This window comes from Streptomyces sp. NPDC057137 (assembly GCF_042670825.1).
In the GTDB taxonomy this organism is placed as follows: Bacteria; Actinomycetota; Actinomycetes; order Streptomycetales; family Streptomycetaceae; genus Streptomyces.
This window is the reverse complement of record NZ_JBHUUW010000044.1, coordinates 35,335-53,396: the sequence shown is the minus strand read 5'-3', so window position 1 is coordinate 53,396 and position 18,062 is coordinate 35,335. Positions and strand designations below refer to the sequence as shown.

General features: G+C 70.7%; 16 protein-coding genes. 8 read left to right on the top strand and 8 right to left on the bottom strand.

Annotated elements, in window-relative coordinates; translation table 11 throughout:
- The first annotated feature begins 46 nt into the window (after positions 1–46).
- Positions 47–5,071, top strand: a complete 5,025-nt coding sequence (locus ACFT9I_RS28255) for a DNA repair ATPase (protein WP_382568791.1) — start codon at positions 47–49, stop codon at positions 5,069–5,071.
- Here the strand turns inward: ACFT9I_RS28255 and ACFT9I_RS28250 are convergent.
- Positions 5,061–5,639 (bottom strand): TIGR03086 family metal-binding protein, encoded by a 579-nt coding sequence (locus ACFT9I_RS28250; RefSeq protein ID WP_382568789.1) that lies wholly within the window; start codon positions 5,637–5,639, stop codon positions 5,061–5,063. The two genes, ACFT9I_RS28255 and ACFT9I_RS28250, sit on opposite strands and share 11 nt — an antisense overlap.
- Before the next feature lie 62 nt (positions 5,640–5,701).
- Here ACFT9I_RS28250 and ACFT9I_RS28245 point away from each other — a divergent pair, with 62 nt between their 5' ends.
- Positions 5,702–6,541 carry a DUF6597 domain-containing transcriptional factor gene (locus ACFT9I_RS28245; RefSeq protein ID WP_382568787.1) on the top strand — a complete coding sequence of 280 codons (840 nt, stop codon included), beginning with the start codon at positions 5,702–5,704 and terminating at the stop codon, positions 6,539–6,541.
- On the opposite strand, the gene ACFT9I_RS28240 is transcribed toward ACFT9I_RS28245, so the two are convergent.
- Positions 6,535–7,176, bottom strand: a complete 642-nt coding sequence (locus ACFT9I_RS28240) for a hypothetical protein (RefSeq protein ID WP_382568785.1) — start codon at positions 7,174–7,176, stop codon at positions 6,535–6,537. The genes ACFT9I_RS28245 and ACFT9I_RS28240 overlap by 7 nt on opposite strands.
- Before the next feature lie 71 nt (positions 7,177–7,247).
- Here ACFT9I_RS28240 and ACFT9I_RS28235 point away from each other — a divergent pair, with 71 nt between their 5' ends.
- Positions 7,248–7,772, top strand: coding sequence for a GNAT family N-acetyltransferase (locus ACFT9I_RS28235; protein ID WP_382568783.1), 525 nt, complete (start codon positions 7,248–7,250; stop codon positions 7,770–7,772).
- A gap of 683 nt (positions 7,773–8,455) precedes the next feature.
- Complete coding sequence (locus tag ACFT9I_RS28230; protein WP_382568781.1) at positions 8,456–9,874, top strand: cytochrome P450; 1,419 nt, start codon at positions 8,456–8,458, stop codon at positions 9,872–9,874.
- Between the two features lie 270 nt (positions 9,875–10,144).
- Here the strand turns inward: ACFT9I_RS28230 and ACFT9I_RS28225 are convergent, their stop codons facing one another.
- A complete protein-coding gene (locus ACFT9I_RS28225) occupies positions 10,145–10,687 on the bottom strand; it encodes a DUF6368 family protein (protein ID WP_382568779.1) in 543 nt (180 codons plus the stop codon).
- Between the two features lie 164 nt (positions 10,688–10,851).
- On the opposite strand from ACFT9I_RS28225, the gene ACFT9I_RS28220 reads away from it, so the two are divergent.
- Positions 10,852–11,586: a Mut7-C RNAse domain-containing protein gene (locus ACFT9I_RS28220; RefSeq protein WP_382568777.1), complete on the top strand. Its 735-nt coding sequence runs from the start codon at positions 10,852–10,854 to the stop codon at positions 11,584–11,586.
- Between the two features lie 23 nt (positions 11,587–11,609).
- Here ACFT9I_RS28220 and ACFT9I_RS28215 read toward each other — a convergent pair whose 3' ends face one another.
- The gene (locus ACFT9I_RS28215) at positions 11,610–12,104 is read right to left on the bottom strand and encodes a hypothetical protein (protein ID WP_382568775.1); all 495 of its coding nucleotides are present in this window, start codon (positions 12,102–12,104) and stop codon (positions 11,610–11,612) included.
- Positions 12,105–12,201: 97 nt separating this feature from the next.
- Between ACFT9I_RS28215 and ACFT9I_RS28210 the strand changes: the two genes are divergently transcribed.
- Together ACFT9I_RS28210 and ACFT9I_RS28205 are read left to right on the top strand one after the other, a co-directional pair.
- The gene (locus ACFT9I_RS28210) at positions 12,202–12,537 is read left to right on the top strand and encodes a YnfA family protein (RefSeq protein ID WP_382568773.1); all 336 of its coding nucleotides are present in this window, start codon (positions 12,202–12,204) and stop codon (positions 12,535–12,537) included.
- 121 nt (positions 12,538–12,658) lie between these two features.
- The gene (locus tag ACFT9I_RS28205) at positions 12,659–13,432 is read left to right on the top strand and encodes an SDR family NAD(P)-dependent oxidoreductase (protein ID WP_382568772.1); all 774 of its coding nucleotides are present in this window, start codon (positions 12,659–12,661) and stop codon (positions 13,430–13,432) included.
- Positions 13,433–13,449: 17 nt separating this feature from the next.
- Here the strand turns inward: ACFT9I_RS28205 and ACFT9I_RS28200 are convergent, their stop codons facing one another.
- The gene (locus ACFT9I_RS28200) at positions 13,450–14,265 is read right to left on the bottom strand and encodes a pentapeptide repeat-containing protein (RefSeq protein WP_382568770.1); all 816 of its coding nucleotides are present in this window, start codon (positions 14,263–14,265) and stop codon (positions 13,450–13,452) included.
- 122 nt (positions 14,266–14,387) lie between these two features.
- On the opposite strand from ACFT9I_RS28200, the gene ACFT9I_RS28195 reads away from it, so the two are divergent.
- On the top strand, positions 14,388–14,957 hold the full coding sequence (locus ACFT9I_RS28195) for a DinB family protein (protein WP_382568768.1): 570 nt from the start codon (positions 14,388–14,390) through the stop codon (positions 14,955–14,957).
- 40 nt (positions 14,958–14,997) lie between these two features.
- On the opposite strand, the gene ACFT9I_RS28190 is transcribed toward ACFT9I_RS28195, so the two are convergent.
- The 3 genes from ACFT9I_RS28190 to ACFT9I_RS28180 form a co-directional block, all read right to left on the bottom strand.
- Positions 14,998–15,489: a YfbM family protein gene (locus ACFT9I_RS28190; RefSeq protein ID WP_382568767.1), complete on the bottom strand. Its 492-nt coding sequence runs from the start codon at positions 15,487–15,489 to the stop codon at positions 14,998–15,000.
- 74 nt (positions 15,490–15,563) lie between these two features.
- The gene (locus ACFT9I_RS28185) at positions 15,564–16,658 is read right to left on the bottom strand and encodes a PQQ-binding-like beta-propeller repeat protein (RefSeq protein WP_382568766.1); all 1,095 of its coding nucleotides are present in this window, start codon (positions 16,656–16,658) and stop codon (positions 15,564–15,566) included.
- 6 nt (positions 16,659–16,664) lie between these two features.
- Positions 16,665–17,846 (bottom strand): RtcB family protein, encoded by a 1,182-nt coding sequence (locus ACFT9I_RS28180; protein WP_382568764.1) that lies wholly within the window; start codon positions 17,844–17,846, stop codon positions 16,665–16,667.
- Positions 17,847–18,062: the final 216 nt, after the last annotated feature.

Here is an 18,062-nt window from a genome sequence, read left to right as displayed (position 1 = left end):
AGCTCCGGCCCCGCTTCGCCGACGACCCCGCAGGGAGTGACCACACATGACGACGACGGCCAACGAAGCGGACGCGGGCAGCGGTACGGGTACGCGTATCGACGCCGGTGCCTACGAGGTGCTGCGCGACCGGCTCGCCGCCCAGGGCGTGGAACTCGCCCTCCGTACGGAAGCGCTCAACTCCCGCCGCACCGAGGCCTTCGGCTCCACCGAGCTGCGCCTCACCGGCACCGGACAGGTCCGGACGCCGTACGCGAGCGTGCCGCGCGACATCGTCGCCGTCGGGGACGTGCTCCTCTTCGGCCATGCCGTCGACACCGCCACGGCTGCGGACCATGGCTCCGAGATCGCGGTCTCGGACGTCTTCGCCCTCCACGACCGCGCGCTCGACCCGCTGCCCGAAGACACGGTCCCCGGACTGCTGGACGACCCCGCCTTCGTAAGAGAGCTGGGCGCGCTGTTCCGTTACTACCGTGGCGCGCGGCTGCTCCGACTGCGCCGTCTCGGCGGCAAGTTGCTGGCCGTGTTCCGTACGGGCGAGAAGGCCGCCGACATCCGCGTACTGCGGTGGGCGTTGCGCACCGACGGCACGGCGGAGTTCCTGGACGCGCGCGGCGACCGGGACCATGTCTTCCCGCCGTCGCACGACGTGGAGTGGACGGCGGCCACCCGCGACGACCATGTGCTGGGCCGCCATCCGCACATCCGCGTCGGCGGCGAGGCGTACGTCTCCACGGTCGGCGGGGCCCTCACCCTCAAGACCGCCGACGACACCGAGACGGCCGAGGGGATCTACTCCGAGCCCGTCGCCGAACCCCTCCAGTCCCTCGCGGACGCCGACGTCGCCCACGCGCGCGTGGGCGCGCTGCTCCTGCTGCGCGTGCGTCCTTACAAGGAGGACGCCTGGCGCCATCTCGTCCTCAACACCCTCTCCGGGACGGTCGTCCGCCTCGACGGCATCGGCAGGTCCTGCCGCCGGCTCCCCGAGGACCAGGGCGTCGTCTTCCCGGGCGGCTACTACCTGGCGGCTGCGGGCGCGGCCAAGACATTCGACACAGGCGCAGGCACGGGCACAGGCACGGGCGTGGGCACCGGCACGGGCTCCGGATCCGCCGGAGACCTGGAGTTCGAGCGGGCGGTGCACTCCCCCAACGGGGAGGACGTGCTGTACGTCTTCCAGGACCGCGCCGAGGGCCGCACCCTGCTCCTGCCGTACAACGTCATCCGTAAGGAGGCCGCGGCGCCCCTGACCGGCAGCGGCTACGCCGTCTTCGACGACGGCACCCTCCTCACCCTGCGCGCGGCCCAGGAGCCCGCGCGGGTGCATCCGCTCCAGCTCTGGCAGTCGCCGTACGTCTCCGACACGTACGCCGCGACCCGCCCCGCCGGCACCGGCCCCCTCGCGCGCGTGGGCAACGCCGACCTCGTGCGCGGTATCGCGGACTGCCTGGCGGTCGCCCGCGCGGTCGCCGGGACGACGGCGCCCACGGCGGCCCCGACGACGGCCGCGTACGACGCGCTCGTCACCTCGTGCGCCCGCGCCGCCGACCGCCACCACTGGCTGACCGATCCCGAACTGGGCTCCCCGCACGGCCTGTTGGCCGAGATCAGGGCCACCGCCGAGCAGGTGCTGGGCGAGTTCCGGACCGTACGGACCCTGACCCGGCGGGCGGCGGACGCGCTCACCGAGTCCGCCGCACAGGTCGCCGCGCTCGTACGCCGCGTCCGCGGCGAGGCACCCCGCAGCGCGGCCGACTGGGTGGACCGACTCACCGAACTCCGGCGTGCGCAGGGCCACTTGGTGACACTGAAGGAGATGCGGTACGCCGACACCGAGCGCATCGACAGCCTCGTCGCGGCGACCGAGGGCGACATCGACGCGGCCGCGCGCCGTGCCGTCGCCTTCCTCGGTCGCGAGGACGCGTTCGCGGACCACCACACCGAGGTGGAGCGGCTGACGGCCGACGCGGCGGCCATCACGACGGTCGCCGAGGCCGCGCCGGTCGCCGCACGCCTCAAGGAGCACGCCGCCGGACTGCGGACCGTCACCGAGGTCGTCACGGGACTCGACATCGGCGACACCGTCGTCCGTACGTCGGTCCTTGAGCGCGTCGCGGACGTCCTCGGCGGCGTCAACCGCGCCCGCGCCACCCTCGAAGCGCGCCGCGCCGAACTGCTCGACCACGAGGGCCGTGCCGAGTTCGCCGCCGAATTCGCCCTGCTGGGGCAGGCGGTGACGGGCGCGCTCGCCGCCGCCGACACCCCCCAGACCTGCGACGAACAGCTCGCCGGGCTGCTGCTGCAGCTGGAGGACCTGGAGTCGCGCTTCGTCGAGTACGAGGGCTTCCTCGCCGAACTCGACGCGAAGCGCACCGAGGTCTACGAGGCGTTCGCCGCCCGCAGGCAGTCCCTCCAGGACACCCGCGCCCGGCGCGCCGAGCGGCTGGCCGACTCGGCCGTCCGCGTGCTCGGCTCGATCTCCCGCCGGCTCTCCTCGCTCGCCGACACCGACGCCGTCAACACCTACTTCGCCTCCGACCCGATGGTCGCGAAGGTCCGCCGCACGGCCGACGAGCTGCGGGAGCTGGGCGACCGGGTGCGCGCCGAGGAGCTGGCCGGGCGGCTCATGTCCGCCCGCCAGGAGGCGGCGCGGGCCCTGCGCGACCGCACCGACCTGTACGCGGACGGCGGCGCCACGATCCGGCTCGGCCGCCACACCTTCGCGGTGAACACCCGGGCGCCGGAACTGACCCTCGTCCCGCACGGCGACCGCACGGCGCTCGCGCTCACCGGCACCGACTACCGCAGCCCCGTCACGGACCCGGCGTTCGAGGCGACCCGCCCGTACTGGGACCAGTCGCTGCCCTCCGAGTCCCCCGACGTCTACCGCGCCGAGCACCTGGCCGCCCGTCTGCTGGCCGAACACGGCGCCGCCGGACTCCGGGCGGCGGCCGACCTCCCCGCGCTGGTCAGGGCGGCGGCGGAGGCCGCGTACGACGAGGGCCATCAGCGCGGCGTCCACGACCACGACGCGACGGCCGTCCTCACCGCGCTGCTGCGCCTGCACGACGAGGCGGGCCTGCTGCGCCACCCGCCGGCGGCCCGCGCGACGGCGCAGCTGTTCTGGGCGTACGGCGTGACGGAGGAGGCTCGGGAGAACTGGACCCGCCGGGCGGTGTCGCTGGCACGGGTGCGCGAGACGTTCGGGCCGGCTGTCGCGATCGACGCCTTCGTTACGGAGGTGGCGTCGGCGGTACGGGAGTTCGGCGCGAACAGCGACACCGGCACGGCTGCCGACCCCCTTCACGTCGCCGACTACCTCTTCGAGGAGCTGACGAGCGGCCCGCCCGGTTTCGTCACGGGCGCGGCGGCCCGCGCGCTGCTCGACGGCTTCCACCGCTCCCCCGGCGGCCCGGCGCTCGCCGAGGACCTGAAGCAGGCGCGGGAGGACGGCCTCACCGCCCGCCGGCAGCTCGTGGATGCCTGGCTCACCTCGTACAGCGCCGTTCGCGGCGAGACCGACCCCGGCGATCTGACCGAGGCCGTGGCCGTCGAACTCTGCCCGGAACTCGACCGTTACGGCTCCACGGCGCGCCTCACCACCGAGGTCGACGGCCTGCTCGGCAGCCATCCGCGCGTCACCGGCCGCCGGATGACCGTACGGATCGACGAACTCCTCCTCAGGACGCGGGACTTCCGTGAGCGCACGGTGCCCGGCTTCCGCGCCTACCAGCGGCAGCGCACCGCCCTGGTGGCCGCCGAACGGGCCCGGCTGCGGCTGGACGAGTTCCGGCCCCGGGTCCTGTCCTCCTTCGTACGGAACCGGCTCGTCGACGAGGTCTACCTGCCGCTCGTCGGCGACAACCTCGCCAAGCAGCTGGGCACCTCCGACGACAGCAGGCGTACAGACACCAACGGCCTTCTGCTGCTCGTCTCACCGCCCGGCTACGGCAAGACGACGCTCATGGAGTATGTCGCCGACCGCCTCGGCCTCCTCCTGGTGAAGATCGACGGGCCGGCGCTCGGGACGGCCGTCACCTCGCTCGACCCGGCCGAGGCGCCGAACGCGACCGCGCGCCAGGAGGTCGAGAAGATCAACTTCGCGCTGGCGGCGGGCAGCAACACGCTGCTGTACCTGGACGACATCCAGCACACGTCACCGGAGCTGCTGCAGAAGTTCATCGCGCTGTGCGACGCGCAACGCCGCATCGAGGGCGTGTGGGAGGGCGAGGCGCGCACGTACGACCTGCGGGGCAAGCGGTTCGCGGTCTGCATGGCCGGCAATCCGTACACCGGCGCCGGCGGGCACTTCCGCGTCCCCGACATGCTCGCGAACCGCGCGGACGTCTGGAACCTCGGCGACGTACTGACCGGCAAGGAGGACGTGTTCGCGCTGAGCTTCGTGGAGAACGCGCTCACGTCCAACCCGGTGCTCGCCCCGCTCGCGGGCCGCGACCGGCGCGATCTCGACGTCCTGGTGCGTCTCGCGGAGGGCGACCCGACGGCCGTGTCGGACACCCTGGTCCATCCGTACGCCCCCGCCGAACTGGACCGGGTCGTCGCCGTCCTGCGGCATCTGCTGACGGCCCGGCGCACGGTCCTCGCCGTGAACGAGGCGTACATCGCGTCGGCGGCGCGGACGGACGAGTCGCGTACCGCACCGCCGTTCCAGCTCCAGGGCTCGTACCGCGACATGAACAAGATCGCCGCGCGGATCGACCCGGTGATGAACGACGCCGAGCTGACGGCGGTCGTGGACGACCACTACGCGGGCGAGGCCCAGACGCTCACCACGGGCGCCGAGGCGAATCTGCTGCGGCTGGCCGAGCTTCGGTCGTCGCTGACACCGGAACAGGCCGACCGCTGGACGGAGATCAAGGCGACCTACGTACGGAGGCAGGCACTCGGCGGCCCGGAGGGCGACCCCATGACGCGGGCGGTCGCGGCGCTGGGGCTGCTCGCGGACCGCGTGGCGGCGGTGGAGTCGGCGATCACCGGCGTCGGCCGGACCGAGGTCACTACCGGCCGGGCGGAGGTCACTCCCGGCCGGGCCGAGGTCACTACGCGCTGACGGACGGCCGCCACGCCGGGTCACGCCCGGTCTCGGCCAGCAGGGACTCGAACGGCGTCACGTCCTCCCCTACGGGGAAGGGCTCGCCGAAGACGCCCATCTTCCGGGCCGTCGGCGCCAGCGCCGTGAACTCGTCGTTGAGCATCGCCACGACGGCGGCGTCCGGCTCGTACGACTGCCCGGTCGCGCGCGCCAGGTCCCAGGAGTGCACGGCCAGATCGCCCAGCGCCATCGCGCCGACGGTCCGCGCGGGCATGTTCATGCCTCCGGTGAGGCCGTCCTCCGCGCCCGGCGCGGCCCATGCCTTGATCAGCTTGGCGATCTCGGCGGCGAAGCGCTCGCGCCGGTCGTCGGCCAGGCGCTCGGCCGTCGCGCCGAAGTCGGACTCGCCCTTGGCGGCGAGCACCTGGAAGTTGGTGATCACCTGGAACAGGTGATCCAGCAGGCCGTGCACGTCGTACTCGGCGCAGGGCGTGGGCAGGGTGAGCTGGTCGTCGCGCACTCCCCGGAGCACCGGGAGGGCGTCGTCGGCGGCCGTTTCGATGAGGGTGCTGATCTTGTCGGTCATGCGTCCGACGCTACGGACGGCGCACCTCGGCGTCTTGAACAAACACGACATAGGATCCGGCCATGACAGCTCCACGGCGCGACACACGAGGCATCGTCGACGCCTCCGCGCTCTTCGCACGGGTCGATTTCCGCCGCCGTCTGCCGGCCCCGGAGCTGCGCCGGTATGTGGAGTTGTACTGGCTGATCGACTGGGACCTCTCGGAGCCGTACGCCTCCCACGTCGTCCCGCACCCGTCGGTGAACGTGGTCTTCCAGCGGTTCGGCACGGCCCCGCCCTGGGGTGAGGTCGCGGGGATCGGCCTCGAACTGTTCACGCAGAAACTGGAGGCGCGCGGGCGGGTGTGCGGGGTGAAGTTCCGCCCCGGCGGCTTCCACCCCTTCGCGCCCGCGTGGCCGGTCTCCGAGTGGTCGGGGCGGCGGGTGCCGATCGACGAGGTGCTGCCCGCGACGGACGCGGGTGTCGACGCGGGCGTCGCAGCGGACGTCGACGCGATCCTCGATCCTCCTGAGGAGGACGCGCGGGTCGCCGCGCTCGACACGTACCTGCTGGGTCTGGGCGCGCGGCCGGAACCGGGGGCCGACGAGGCCATGCGGGTGGTCGGCCTGCTCGGCGAGGACCGCACGATCCGGCGGGCGGCGCAACTGGCGACGGCGGCCGGTCTTTCGGTGCGCTCGTTGCAGCGGCTGTTCGCCACGTACGTGGGAGTGGGACCGAAGTGGGTCATCCTCCGCCACCGCATCCACGAGGCGCTGGAGCGCGCCGAGGCGGACGAGGAGCTGGACTGGGCCGCTCTGGCGGCCGAGCTGGGCTACAGCGACCAGGCGCATCTGGTGCGGGACTTCACGGCGACGGTGGGCGTGCCGCCGACGGCGTACGCGCAGGGGCACCCGGTTCAGTAGGCCCCGGTCACGGCGACGACGCCCAAGCCATGAGCGGCGGCGTACCGGAGCACCCGCAGCGGCCCGGCCAGCAGTCCGGCGGCGTCGAACTCCCCCTCCGGCGCGTCGGTCATCGCGTACGCCCAGGCGTTGACGCGGGCGAGCACCTCCGTACGGCGGTGCCCCGTCACCGCCAGCACGGACTCGGCGCCCGGCAGCACGGCCCGCACCTCGTCGGCGGTGAGGAGGAAGTCCCCGAACCAGCCCGGCAGTTGGGCGGACGCCTCGGCGCCCAGCCCGTGGAGGAGCGCGGTCGCGGGCTCACCTTTGCGTACGGCCACGGCGAACAGCCCGTCCGGGTCGGTCCCGTCGGCTTCGGCCCGCCCCAGGAGGTCGGTCGCGGCCTCCCGCATGGCCACCACGGCGGGCGCGGTCGGGCCGCCGCCGCGCGCGAAGGCGGCGAAGCGATGCGCGGCGGCGGTCGGTCCTGGCGTGAAGTACGGCTCACGGTCGCCGCCGCCCAGCCACCAGCGCAGGTCGTCGGCGCAGCCGTCCGGGACGGTCCAGGTCTCGTCGAGGTGGGCGAACCGCCGGGGCAGGGCGACGACCTCGGCGTCGGGTACGGCGCCGACGGACCAGACGCCGGTGTAGCTCATGCGACCGCACCTCCCGCTCAGCGGTTCCGTTGTCGGTTCCGTTGTCAGTGCCTCGATCTACAGTCGGTTCCATGGAGATGAAAGCACCCCAGGTGCGGCTGGAGCCATGGTCGGAGGGGGATCTTGGGCTGCTGCGCGCCGGGAACGCGCCGGAGCTGATGACGCATCTCGGCGGTCCCGAGACCGAGGACCAGGTGCTGGCGAGGCACCACAGGTACGTCACGCTGAGTGCCGACCGGACGGGCAAGGGCAGGATGTTCCGGATCGTCCTGCTGCCGGAGGAGGTGCCGGTGGGGAACACCGGCTTCTGGGAGACCACCCGGCAGGGGCAGGACGTGTACGAGACGGGCTGGGGCGTGCTCGGCGAGTTCCAGGGCCGCGGGCTCGCGGTGGCGGCGACGAGGGCGGTGGTGGAGCAGGCGCGGGCGGAGCGCAAGCACCGCTGTCTGATGGCGTACCCGTCGGTGGGCAACGGCGCGTCGAACGCGGTGTGCCGCAAGGTGGGCTTCGAGCTGATCGGGGAGAGCGACTTCGAGTATCCGGTCGGCCACATGATGCGGTGCAACGAGTGGCGGCTGGACCTCGAAGCGGAGTGAGGTGCGGAGACGCGATACGGACTGAAGCGCGATACGGAACGGGTTCTGGCGCAGGTTGTGTGGTCCGTGCACTGTGAGTGACCGCCGAGTTCCCGTCGATCGACGACGTCGCGGTGCTGTCGGTGGGCGTCGCACGTTCGTCGAGCGGATACCGGCCTGACCCGAAGTCACGGCCGGCGGACCGAGCGTCTCCGCTCGCCCCCGGCTGCGATCGGTCTCGCCCTCGCCGGCCGGTCGACCTGCTGCCCGACCGGGAGTCATCCAGCCTGGCCGCCTGGCTGGCCCAACGGCCCGGAATCGAGGTCGTGTGCCGCGACCGCGCCCCGTTCTTCGCCGAAGGCGCCACCGCCGGCGCACCGCAGACCGGAACGCGGGCCGCACGAACGCCTGGAAACCGTGGGAGGAGATCGTCCCGCTCGGCTACACGGGCAGCTACCAGCGCGTTCGCGCCTACCTCCCCCTGAAGAACGTCCGGGCCGGCTTCACAACGTCCGGGCCGGCTTCACCCTGCCACGCGAGCGTGTACTTCTGGCCCAGCCGCCAAGGAGATGGAATCGGGACATCGACCGGGGTGCGGAACTGGGCCAAGAGGGGGAGTTCTGTTGCATGAGGAGCTCACACGGACCACAGCGCCCATCGAGGACACCACCTGACTCCGACGTCTTCGCCTTCACCGCGCACGTGTGCCCTTGACCGACCCCACCGACTCGCACAGGAAAGGACCAGTTTTGGACAGCGCACCCGGAATCCCGCCCGTAGTCCCAGGGCGCCTTCCGCTCCTCGGACACGGTCTCTCCATGGCAGGGAGCAGCAGCCGGCTGAAGTTCATGCAGGACGTCCGCGCCTACGGGCCGATCGTGCGTATCCGGCTGGGTCCCAAGAGCGTGGCTGTCGTGAACGACCCCACCCTGATACACGAGATGCTCACCCGACAGGCGGACGCCTTCTCCAAGGGCCTCCTTCTCGAGGGACTGAAACTTTTCAGCAAGGATGCTCTGCCTGTCACCGAGGGCCGCGTGCATCTGGCACGGAGGCGGCAGATGCAGCCGCCCTTCCACAGAGAGATGGTCAGGAGCTACGTCGAGAAGATGGTGAGCACCACCGCGCCGACCATCGACTCGTGGGACCCCGCCACGACACTTGACATGAAGACTGAGATGCAGCTGATCACTCAGAACGTGGTCATGTCGGCCCTGTTCTCATCCGTCCCGGCACGCGAGCCTGCACGGGTCATCCTGAAAAGTGTCGAGACCGTTTTCCGCGCCGCGCTACTCAGAGTCCTGCTGCCGATACGTGCACCGGAGAACTTGCCCACACGCGGAAACCGGAGAATCGCGGCTGCGAGCTCCGCGCTGCGGAAGGCAGTCACAGAGATCATCGAGGATCACCAGAGGCGGCCCGACTCATATCAGGACGTCATCTCGCTGCTGATGAACACTCAGGACGATGCCGGCGAAGCCCTGGACAGCGACGGCATCCTCTCCGAGGTGACAGCGCTGCTCGCGGCCAGCTCCGAGACCACCGCTGTGGTGCTCTCATGGCTGTTCTACGAACTCGGCCGCAACCACGACCTGGAGCGCCGCCTGCACGAGGAGGTCGACAGCGTACTCGCCGGCGACGAACTCACCGCCGACCATCTCGGCCGCCTCCCCTACACCGGGCGGCTTGTCCAGGAGACTCTGCGAATGTACGCGCCGTGGCTCCTCACCCGACAGGCCCTGCGTGACGTCCGGCTGGGCAAGACCGTGCTCCCGGCCGGAACCGACGTGATCTTCAGTCCCTACGCCGTGCACCGCGATCCGAGCCTGTACGCCGACCCTGACCGGTTCGATCCTGATCGCTGGCACCCGGACCGGCCGCAACCCCCCAGGGAAGCCTTCCTCCCGTTCGGGGCAGGCAAGAGAATGTGTATCGGCGACGTCTTCGCAGAAACGGAGGCGAAGGTCGTCACGGCTCTCATCGCGTCGAGACGGAGCCTCAAGGCCGCGCCCATGAGGGGTTCCGTAAGGGCCGTGGGCGAGATGACCACGCAACCGTCAGGGCTTCGCATGATCCCTGAGCTCAGGACGGACGCCCCGGATCGGTCTGCACGGTCCGTCTGATGGCGGGCACGGCCCGCAGTGTCTCGGACCTGCTGGTGGACGCGAGGCCAGGACGTGTCCGGTCGATCATGTGACTACTTCACGACCGTGTCGTTGATGTGGACATGGGGCGGGGTGACTTGGCCGGCTCGGGCGGCTCGGGCGGCTCGGGCGACTCCACCATCGTGCGGGCGCATCAGCACGCCGCCGGCGCCCGCACGGACGGCCGCTGCCGCCCTCACGATCTGGCTCCGGACATGATCGCCCGGACAAGTCCTGGCCGGCCCGGGGCTACTTCAGGAGCCGGAAGCCGGGCTGCCGAGCCCACGCTCTGAGGAATTCCGCTGAACCGTAGGCGGCGGGCCATGGATCCGTCATCGTCGCGACGATGCCTGGAAGGCCGGTCACGATCGGGACTTGATCCTCAAGAAGTTCGGCGTTGGCGACGCCACCGATCACGTCCATGACGGCAGCGGTCAGCAGGGCCGTCACGACGTGGTCGACCGGCCTGTTACAGAACGCTATGACGTCGACGGCGTGGGTCGGAGTGAAGCCGATGAGGGGCTCCTGGTCGACTTCGTCGGCGTGCTCGGCCTCGAAGATGCCCTCGTCGCCGACGCCGGGTCCCATGAGGGAGACCATGACAGGCCGGCGTCCGTCGATGCCCCCGGTGTCGGCGATGCCGAGGCTCTCCGCGTGAATGTTCAGGTCGTACTCGCCGACCCGCTTCTCTTCAAAGTGAGATGAGGAACGGACAAGGAGTTCCCGGAGCCGCTGGATGGATATGGGTGGGACGGTCTCCGCCAGCTCAATCACCAACACCGGTCCGCCCATGACGAGAGCCTAGCCAGCCTGGGCTCCCGTCCCGACCGGTTACTCAGCGTGCTCTCACCACAGAAGGTGAGCCAGAACCACGGAATGAAGCACGCTTTCCGCCCCGGATCGCACCCACCCGGAAAAGCCTGGCCCGCCTCCCGGCCCGATGTCATGCTGACGGCGTGAACGGACCGGAGATCCACCTCACCTTCGCCCCTGAGCTGCACGTCTTCGTCCCGGCCGGGCGGCGCGACGGACCGACGGCCGTGGCCACGGACGGCTCGTCCACGCTCGGCCATGTCGTCGAATCCCTGGGCGTCCCGCTCACCGAGGCCGGCCAACTCCTCGTCGACGGAAGCCCGGTGGCCACGTCGCACATCCCGTCGGCGGGCGAGTCGGTGGAGGTACGGGCGGTGGTCCGGCCGCAGCAGGTACCGGGCGCGCCGCTGCGCTTCCTGCTCGACGTCCACCTCGGCACCCTCGCGCGCCGAATGCGGCTGCTGGGCGTCGACGCGGCGTACGAGAGCGAGGACATCGGCGACGCGGCGCTGGCCACGCTCTCGGCCAGGGAGCAGCGGGTCATGCTCTCCCGCGACCGGGGTCTGCTGCGGCGCCGGGAGATCTGGGCGGGGGCGTACATCTACAGCGACCGCACGGACGACCAGCTGCGGGACGTACTGGAACGGTTCGCGCCCGCGCTCACCCCGTGGACGCGCTGCACGGCGTGCAACGGGCCGCTCGGGGCGGCGGACAAGGACTCGGTCGAGGACCGGCTGGAGCAGGGCACGCAGCGTACGTACGACGTGTTCGCGCAGTGCACGGCCTGCGGCAGGGTCTACTGGCGCGGTGCGCACCACGCGCGTCTGGCGGCGATCGTCGACGAGGCCGTACGTGAATTCGGCGGCGCGGCGGCGTAGTTGAAACAGCCCGGCAGGCGCGTTCAGTACACGTACAGATCGCCGGTCGCGGGGACGAGCACGTGGTGCTTGTCGTTGTCCGGGTTGCGGTCGTCGGCGCCGCCGTTCCAGACGGTGGCGATGTCCACGGACACCTCGGCAGGATCGCCGATCGTCCGCAGGTCGAGCAGGAACTCGCTGTCCCGCCCGTCCGCCCGCAACGCGCCGGCCTGGCAGTACACGACCTGGTTCCCGCCCCACAGGCAGGCGTCCGGCAGCTTCTGCCCGACGGCCAGCGGTGCGGAGAAGCCCAGCCTGGCCGTCGCGCCGGCCAGGTCCGACGGACCGTGGTTGCCGGTCGAGAGCCGTACGGCGAGGCGTCCGCCCCACAGGGAGACATGCCCGTGGTGCGCCACGTCGGCCTCCACGGGGCCCCGTTCGGAACCCAGGTCCACGCGTACACCGGATCCCACGCCCGAACCCGCGCTCAGGACCACGGCCGTGGCCGCGGTGGACACCACCAACATCGCTTTACGCATTACGCCCATAATCGGAAGATACCCCTAAAGCCTCGCATACTTGACCACCCGTCAATGTGGCGAGTCGGCTCTTCCGCCCCCGTGGCAGGCTGACCCCATGCTCGTGGCCCGTTCCATCGCCCTCTTCGCCGTCGCCGCCCTCTTCGAGATCGGCGGCGCCTGGCTCGTCTGGCAGGGCGTACGCGAACACAAGGGCTGGATCTGGATCGGCGCCGGAGTCATCGCGCTCGGCCTGTACGGCTTCGTCGCCACCCTCCAGCCGGACGGCGAGTTCGGCCGCATCCTCGCGGCGTACGGCGGCGTCTTCGTCGCCGGTTCGATCGCCTGGGGCGTGGTCGCCGACGGCTACCGCCCCGACCGCTACGACATCATCGGCGCGCTGATCTGTCTCGTCGGCATGGCCGTGCTGATGTACGCGCCGCGCAACCACTGAGCCTTACCGCGTGCCTGTGAGCCGTACCGCGTGACCATGACCCGTACCGCGTGCCTATCCTGGCCGGAAGTCGATCAGCCGACCGCACGCATCAGTCGCCCACACGCGCGAGGAGCACGCCATGACCGCCGCCGGTAGACCCACCGCCGTCGTCACCGGAGCAAGCAGCGGCATCGGAGCCGCCACCGCTCGCCAGCTCGCGGCCACGGGCCTGCACGTCGTCGTGACCGCCCGCCGCAAGGACCGTATCGAGGCGCTGGCCGCCGAGATCAACGCGGCCGGGCACTCCGCCACGGCATACGTCCTGGACGTCACCGACCGCGCGGCCGTTGACGCCTTCGCCGCCGAACTCGGCAGCCTCCCGTCCGTCGACGTGCTGGTCGCCAACGCGGGCGGCGCGCTCGGCGCCGACCCGGTCGCCAGCGGCGACCCGGACGACTGGCGCCAGATGTTCGAGACGAACGTCATCGGCACCCTCCACACCACCCAGGCCCTGCTCCCCGCCCTCACCGCGAGCGGCAACGGCACGGTCGTGATCCTCTCCTCGACCGCCGGCTTCGCCACGTACGAGGGCGGCGGCGGCTATGTCGCGGCCAAGCACGGCGAGCACGTCCTGGCCGAGACACTCCGGCTGGAGATCGTGGGCACGCCGGTCCGTGTGATCGAGGTGGCGCCCGGCATGGTCAAGACGGAGGAGTTCGCGTCCACGCGCTTCCGCGGGGACACGGAGCGGGCGGAGAAAGTGTACGAGGGGGTCGCCGAGCCGCTCAGCGCGGAGGACGTGGCCGACACCATCACCTGGGCGGTCACCCGCCCCCACCACGTGAACATCGACCTCCTGGTGGTCCGCCCCCGGGCGCAGGCCTCCAACACGAAGGTGCACAGGGAACTCTGACGGCCACGGGCGCGCTGTCACCAGTGCGAGGGGCGCGCCAAGGTGGCCGGCAGTACGGTCGCGGTGTCGCCCCTCGCCGCGTTGAGCTGTGACTGCGTGAGGAACAGGGCGCCGGTGAGATCGGCGCCGCGCAGGTCCGCGTCCCGGAAGTCCGCGCCGATGAGGTCGGCCAGCCGCAGATCGGCGCCGCGCAGGTCGGCGGCGATCAGATACGCGCCCCGCAGATTCGCGCCCTTCAGATCGGCGCCTCTGAGCTTCGCGCCCATCAGGTCGGCGCCCCTGCGTTCCATCCGCTTGCGGCGGACACCGGCGCGGACGAGTTCGCTGGTGCGCAGCAGCAGGTCGTTCACGCCCGCCCGGTGGCCGGCCACGTCCAGCTCCACCAGGGTCTCGGCGTCGCTCGCGGCCAGCCGCTCGGTGGCGTCGAGCGCGCCCCGCAGATCGGCGCCCAGATCGGCCCCCAGGCTGTGGGCGGCCTCCATGGTCAGGGCCTCGCTCAGATACCAGAGCAGTTCGTGCAGCTGCCGCATCACGGGAAACGCGGCGTACATCGACGGCGCGCTCCCCGGGTCGTCCCGCCAGCTTCTGCCCCCGAAGGTGACCTGCGAGACCCGCTGGCCGGCACCGAAGCAGTCGTACACCGTGCAGCCCTGAAAGCCCTCTTCCCGCAGCCGCGTATGAATGCCGCAGCGGAAGTCCGTGCGCAGATTCGAGCACGGCTGCCCGGCCTTCTTGTCGACGGCGAAGTCCGTCGACGCGGCGAAGGGCAGCGCGACGCAGCACAGCCCGAAGCAGCTTCCGCAGTCGGCGAGCAGATCGGTTCGGTCGGGCACGGCGGCGGATCTCCCGGCTCAGGTGGCAGAACTCCCGCCAGTACACACCACACCGCGCACGACCCACGAACACAGCCACAAATCGGTTGCCGCCCGCCACCCCCGATGGAACGCTCACGGTCATGACGACGCCAGTCCCCCGCGTTGACCTGCTGGTCCGCCAACTCGACATGGCCTGGGCGCTGTTCGAGTACTACCAGAAGGACCTGACCGACCAGGCCTGCCTCTGGGAACCCTCCCCCGACTGCTGGACGGTCCGCCCGACCGCCGAGGGCCACTGGGTTGCCGACTGGCAGGTCCCGGAGCCCGACCCGGTCCCCAGCACCTCGATCGGCTGGCTCACCTGGCACATCGGCTTCTGGTGGACGACCACCCTCACCCACTGCTTCGGCGAGGGAGCCCCACCACGCGAGTCCATCCACTGGCCGGGCACGGCGGAGTCCACGATCACCTGGCTGGGTTCCTTGAAGGACGCCTGGCGCACGGAACTGCTCCAACTCACCGACGCCGACCTGGACTCGAAGGCCCGGACGTCGGGCCTGCCGTGGGGCGAGAACGTGGAGCTTGTCCATGTGGCGAGCTGGCTCAACTTCGAACTGACGAAGAACGTCGCGGAGATCGGCCTGGTCCAACGGTCGTACGAGGCGTACGAGGCGGACAAGGCGGACGAGTCAGCCGCACGCGCCACCTGACGCCCGGCTTGGCCGGACGGCTCAGCTGAGCGGCAGGAACTCAGTCGAGCCAGACCAACATGGCCTCCTCCGCCGAGGCGGCGGACGCGAAGAACGGGGCCAGGGGATCGAACCACCCGCGCACCCATTCGAGGGCATCGGCCTCATCCCAGATGAGGGGATAGATCTGCGCGGCCGTCAGCTGAGCGGAGTCCACCTCCCGGACCAGGTCGTCGAAGGACAAGCGGGCCAGCGAATCGGCAGCGAGCCTGACCTGATCCGCATCCAGGTACTTGGCCGGTCCGTAGCCCCAGTGCTCACTGGTGAGCGCCTGCTCGCCATGAACGATGTCCACGGGAACGCCCGCGCGTTCGAGGAGGAACGCGATGGCGCCGAACGCCTTGTGGGTCGTCAACTGCCGGGCATCCGAGGGAGCCACGTCATTGATGCCGTCCGTCTCCATGACCTCCATGACGTACTCGAACGCCCATTCCGGGTCGTCGACCGCCCTGGCCAACTCGGCGACGGTCACGCGCAGGTACTCGCCATTCATGCTCACCAGCGCAGAGTACGAGTCGCCACTGACACAGCCATTCCCCGAAGCCCCGGCCGGCGACTGGAGCCGGCTCAACTCGTTACGAGCCGGGGGCCCGGAGCACCTACTGCTGCGGTCCCCGAAGAACCTTCAGCCGCTGCGCGGATCCCGAGCGCGAGCAAGGTGCCACGCGTGGCCACGATCAGTGCGTCGGGGTCGCCCGTAGGGCCAACGGGCCACAGCCCGGCGATACGGCGGGACACGGCCGCGCGTCCCGTCATCCGCCCGGTGGGGTCGATGCGGAACAACGTGCCCTGCTCGCCGCCGACCAGGAAGTCGGACCCCGCGGCGACCACGCCCCCGGCCGGTCGCTGTCGAAGGTCGACGCGCCACCGAAGCGTTCCCGCGTCGTCGGCCACGGCGTACCCCATGGCCTCCCGCAGCCACAGCAGTCCGCCGACGCGATGGACCGCGTCAGCTGTCAGATCGCGGTCATGGCGCCGGAGGGTACGCATGCTCCCGCCCCCGACACGGCCCCCGACCTCGACCTCGACCTCGACGACACTCCGCCGTCCGCAGCGCACCAGGACCCGGTCTCCCGCCTCCGTACGGAAGCGGGAGAGGACCATCCCCACATCGGTGGACGCCAACGGCTCCGGAAGCTCCCACCGGCCCCGTTCCCGGCCGTCCCGCAGCCCGACCAGCCGCACGCTCGTCCCCCGGCCCCTCCCGAGCAGAACGTGATCGCCGACGACCAGAGGGGGGACGGTGTCGTGGGGCTCACCCGTGCTCCACAACAGGCGGCCGGTGGACAGGTCGAACGCCTGGAGCGGTGTGTAGCCCCGCCAGCCGCCAACGAGCACCGTGCCGTCACCGACCACCATGTGGCCGGTGTAGCGCGGGAGTTCGGCCGTCCAGAGCACGGCCCCGGTGCGGAGGTCCCAGCAGATGACGACATCGGCGTTCTGGGGAATGCCGAGGCAGTGGTCACCGGCCGCCACAACCGCGCGCGGCCAGAGACCGAACGGAACGTCCCATCGGAGCGAGCCGTCCGACCGGTCCAGGCAGACCAGACGGCTCGCCCTCTCATGGACGACGACGTGGTCCCCGGCCACGGCCACCGTGCCCCGGGAAACACGCTGGTGCAGCGCGCGCTCCCACAGGACTTCCTCAGGCCTTCCCGCCACCCGGGTTCACCCCTTCACGCACACCAGCTGCTTGAGCTTCGCCACCACCTCGACCAGGTCCTTCTGCTGGTCGATGACCTTCTCGATCGGCTTGTACGCGCCCGGGATCTCGTCCACGACGCCGGAGTCCTTACGGCACTCCACACCCCGCGTCTGGTCCTCCAGGTCCCGCACCGAGAACTTCTTCCGCGCCGCGTTCCGGCTCATCTTGCGGCCGGCTCCGTGGGACGCGGAGTTGAAGGACGCCTCGTTGCCGAGACCCTTCACGATGTACGACCCCGTGCCCATCGAGCCCGGGATGATCCCGTAGTCACCGCTGCCTGCGCGGATCGCGCCCTTCCGGGTGACCAGCAGGTCCATGCCGTCGTACCGCTCCTCGGAGACGTAGTTGTGGTGGCAGGAGATGACGGGCTCGAAGGTGACCCTCGCCTTCTTGAACTCCTTGTGGACGACGTTCTTGAAGAGGTCCATCATCACCGCGCGGTTGTAACTCGCGTACTCCTGCGCCCAGAACAGATCGTTCCGGTATGCCCGCATCTCCGGGGTGTCGGAGACGAAGACCGCGAGGTCCCGGTCGATCAGGTCCTGGTTGTGCGGAAGGGCCTGTGCCACGCCGATGTGGAAGTCCGCCAGCTCGTTGCCGATGTTCCGGGAGCCGGAGTGCAGCATCAACCAGACAGATCCGGTCGAATCCAGGCAGAATTCGACAAAGTGGTTTCCTCCGCCGAGCGTTCCCATCTGCCTCACCGCCCGCTGCTGACGGAATTTGACCGCTTCCGCGATCCCGTCGAACCGCGCCCAGAAGTCGTCCCAGCCGGCGGCGATCCCGTCCGGCTCGACCAGGTCGTCATGCATTCCCCGCCCGACCGGAATCGCCTGCTCGATCCGGGACCGCAGCCGCGACAGGTCGCCCGGCAGGTCGTTCGCCGTCAGGGACGTCTTGACCGCCGACATGCCGCAGCCGATGTCCACGCCCACCGCCGCCGGGCAGACCGCGCCCTGCATCGCGATGACCGAACCGACCGTCGCGCCCTTGCCGAAGTGAACGTCCGGCATCACGGCGAGGCCCTTGATCCAGGGCAGCGTCGCCACGTTCCGCAGCTGCTGCATCGCGACGTCCTCGACCGACGCGGGGTCCGTCCACATACGGATGGGGACCTTCTCGCCCGGCACTTCCACGTACGACATAGTTCCTCGATTCCCCCGAAAGTCTGATAGAGCAAAAACCGGAACCAGGGCCGCCAAAACAGACAGCGAACCGGCATCCACGGCAGTGCTTGAGGTACACATTGTGTCCACCGCACACCATGCGGCGGCAAACCCTTTTCGCGTGAACTCGCAGGTGTCTCGCCATGTGGCCCACCAGCTGTGCCCAACTTGGAACCAGCACGGCACCTGCGTAGT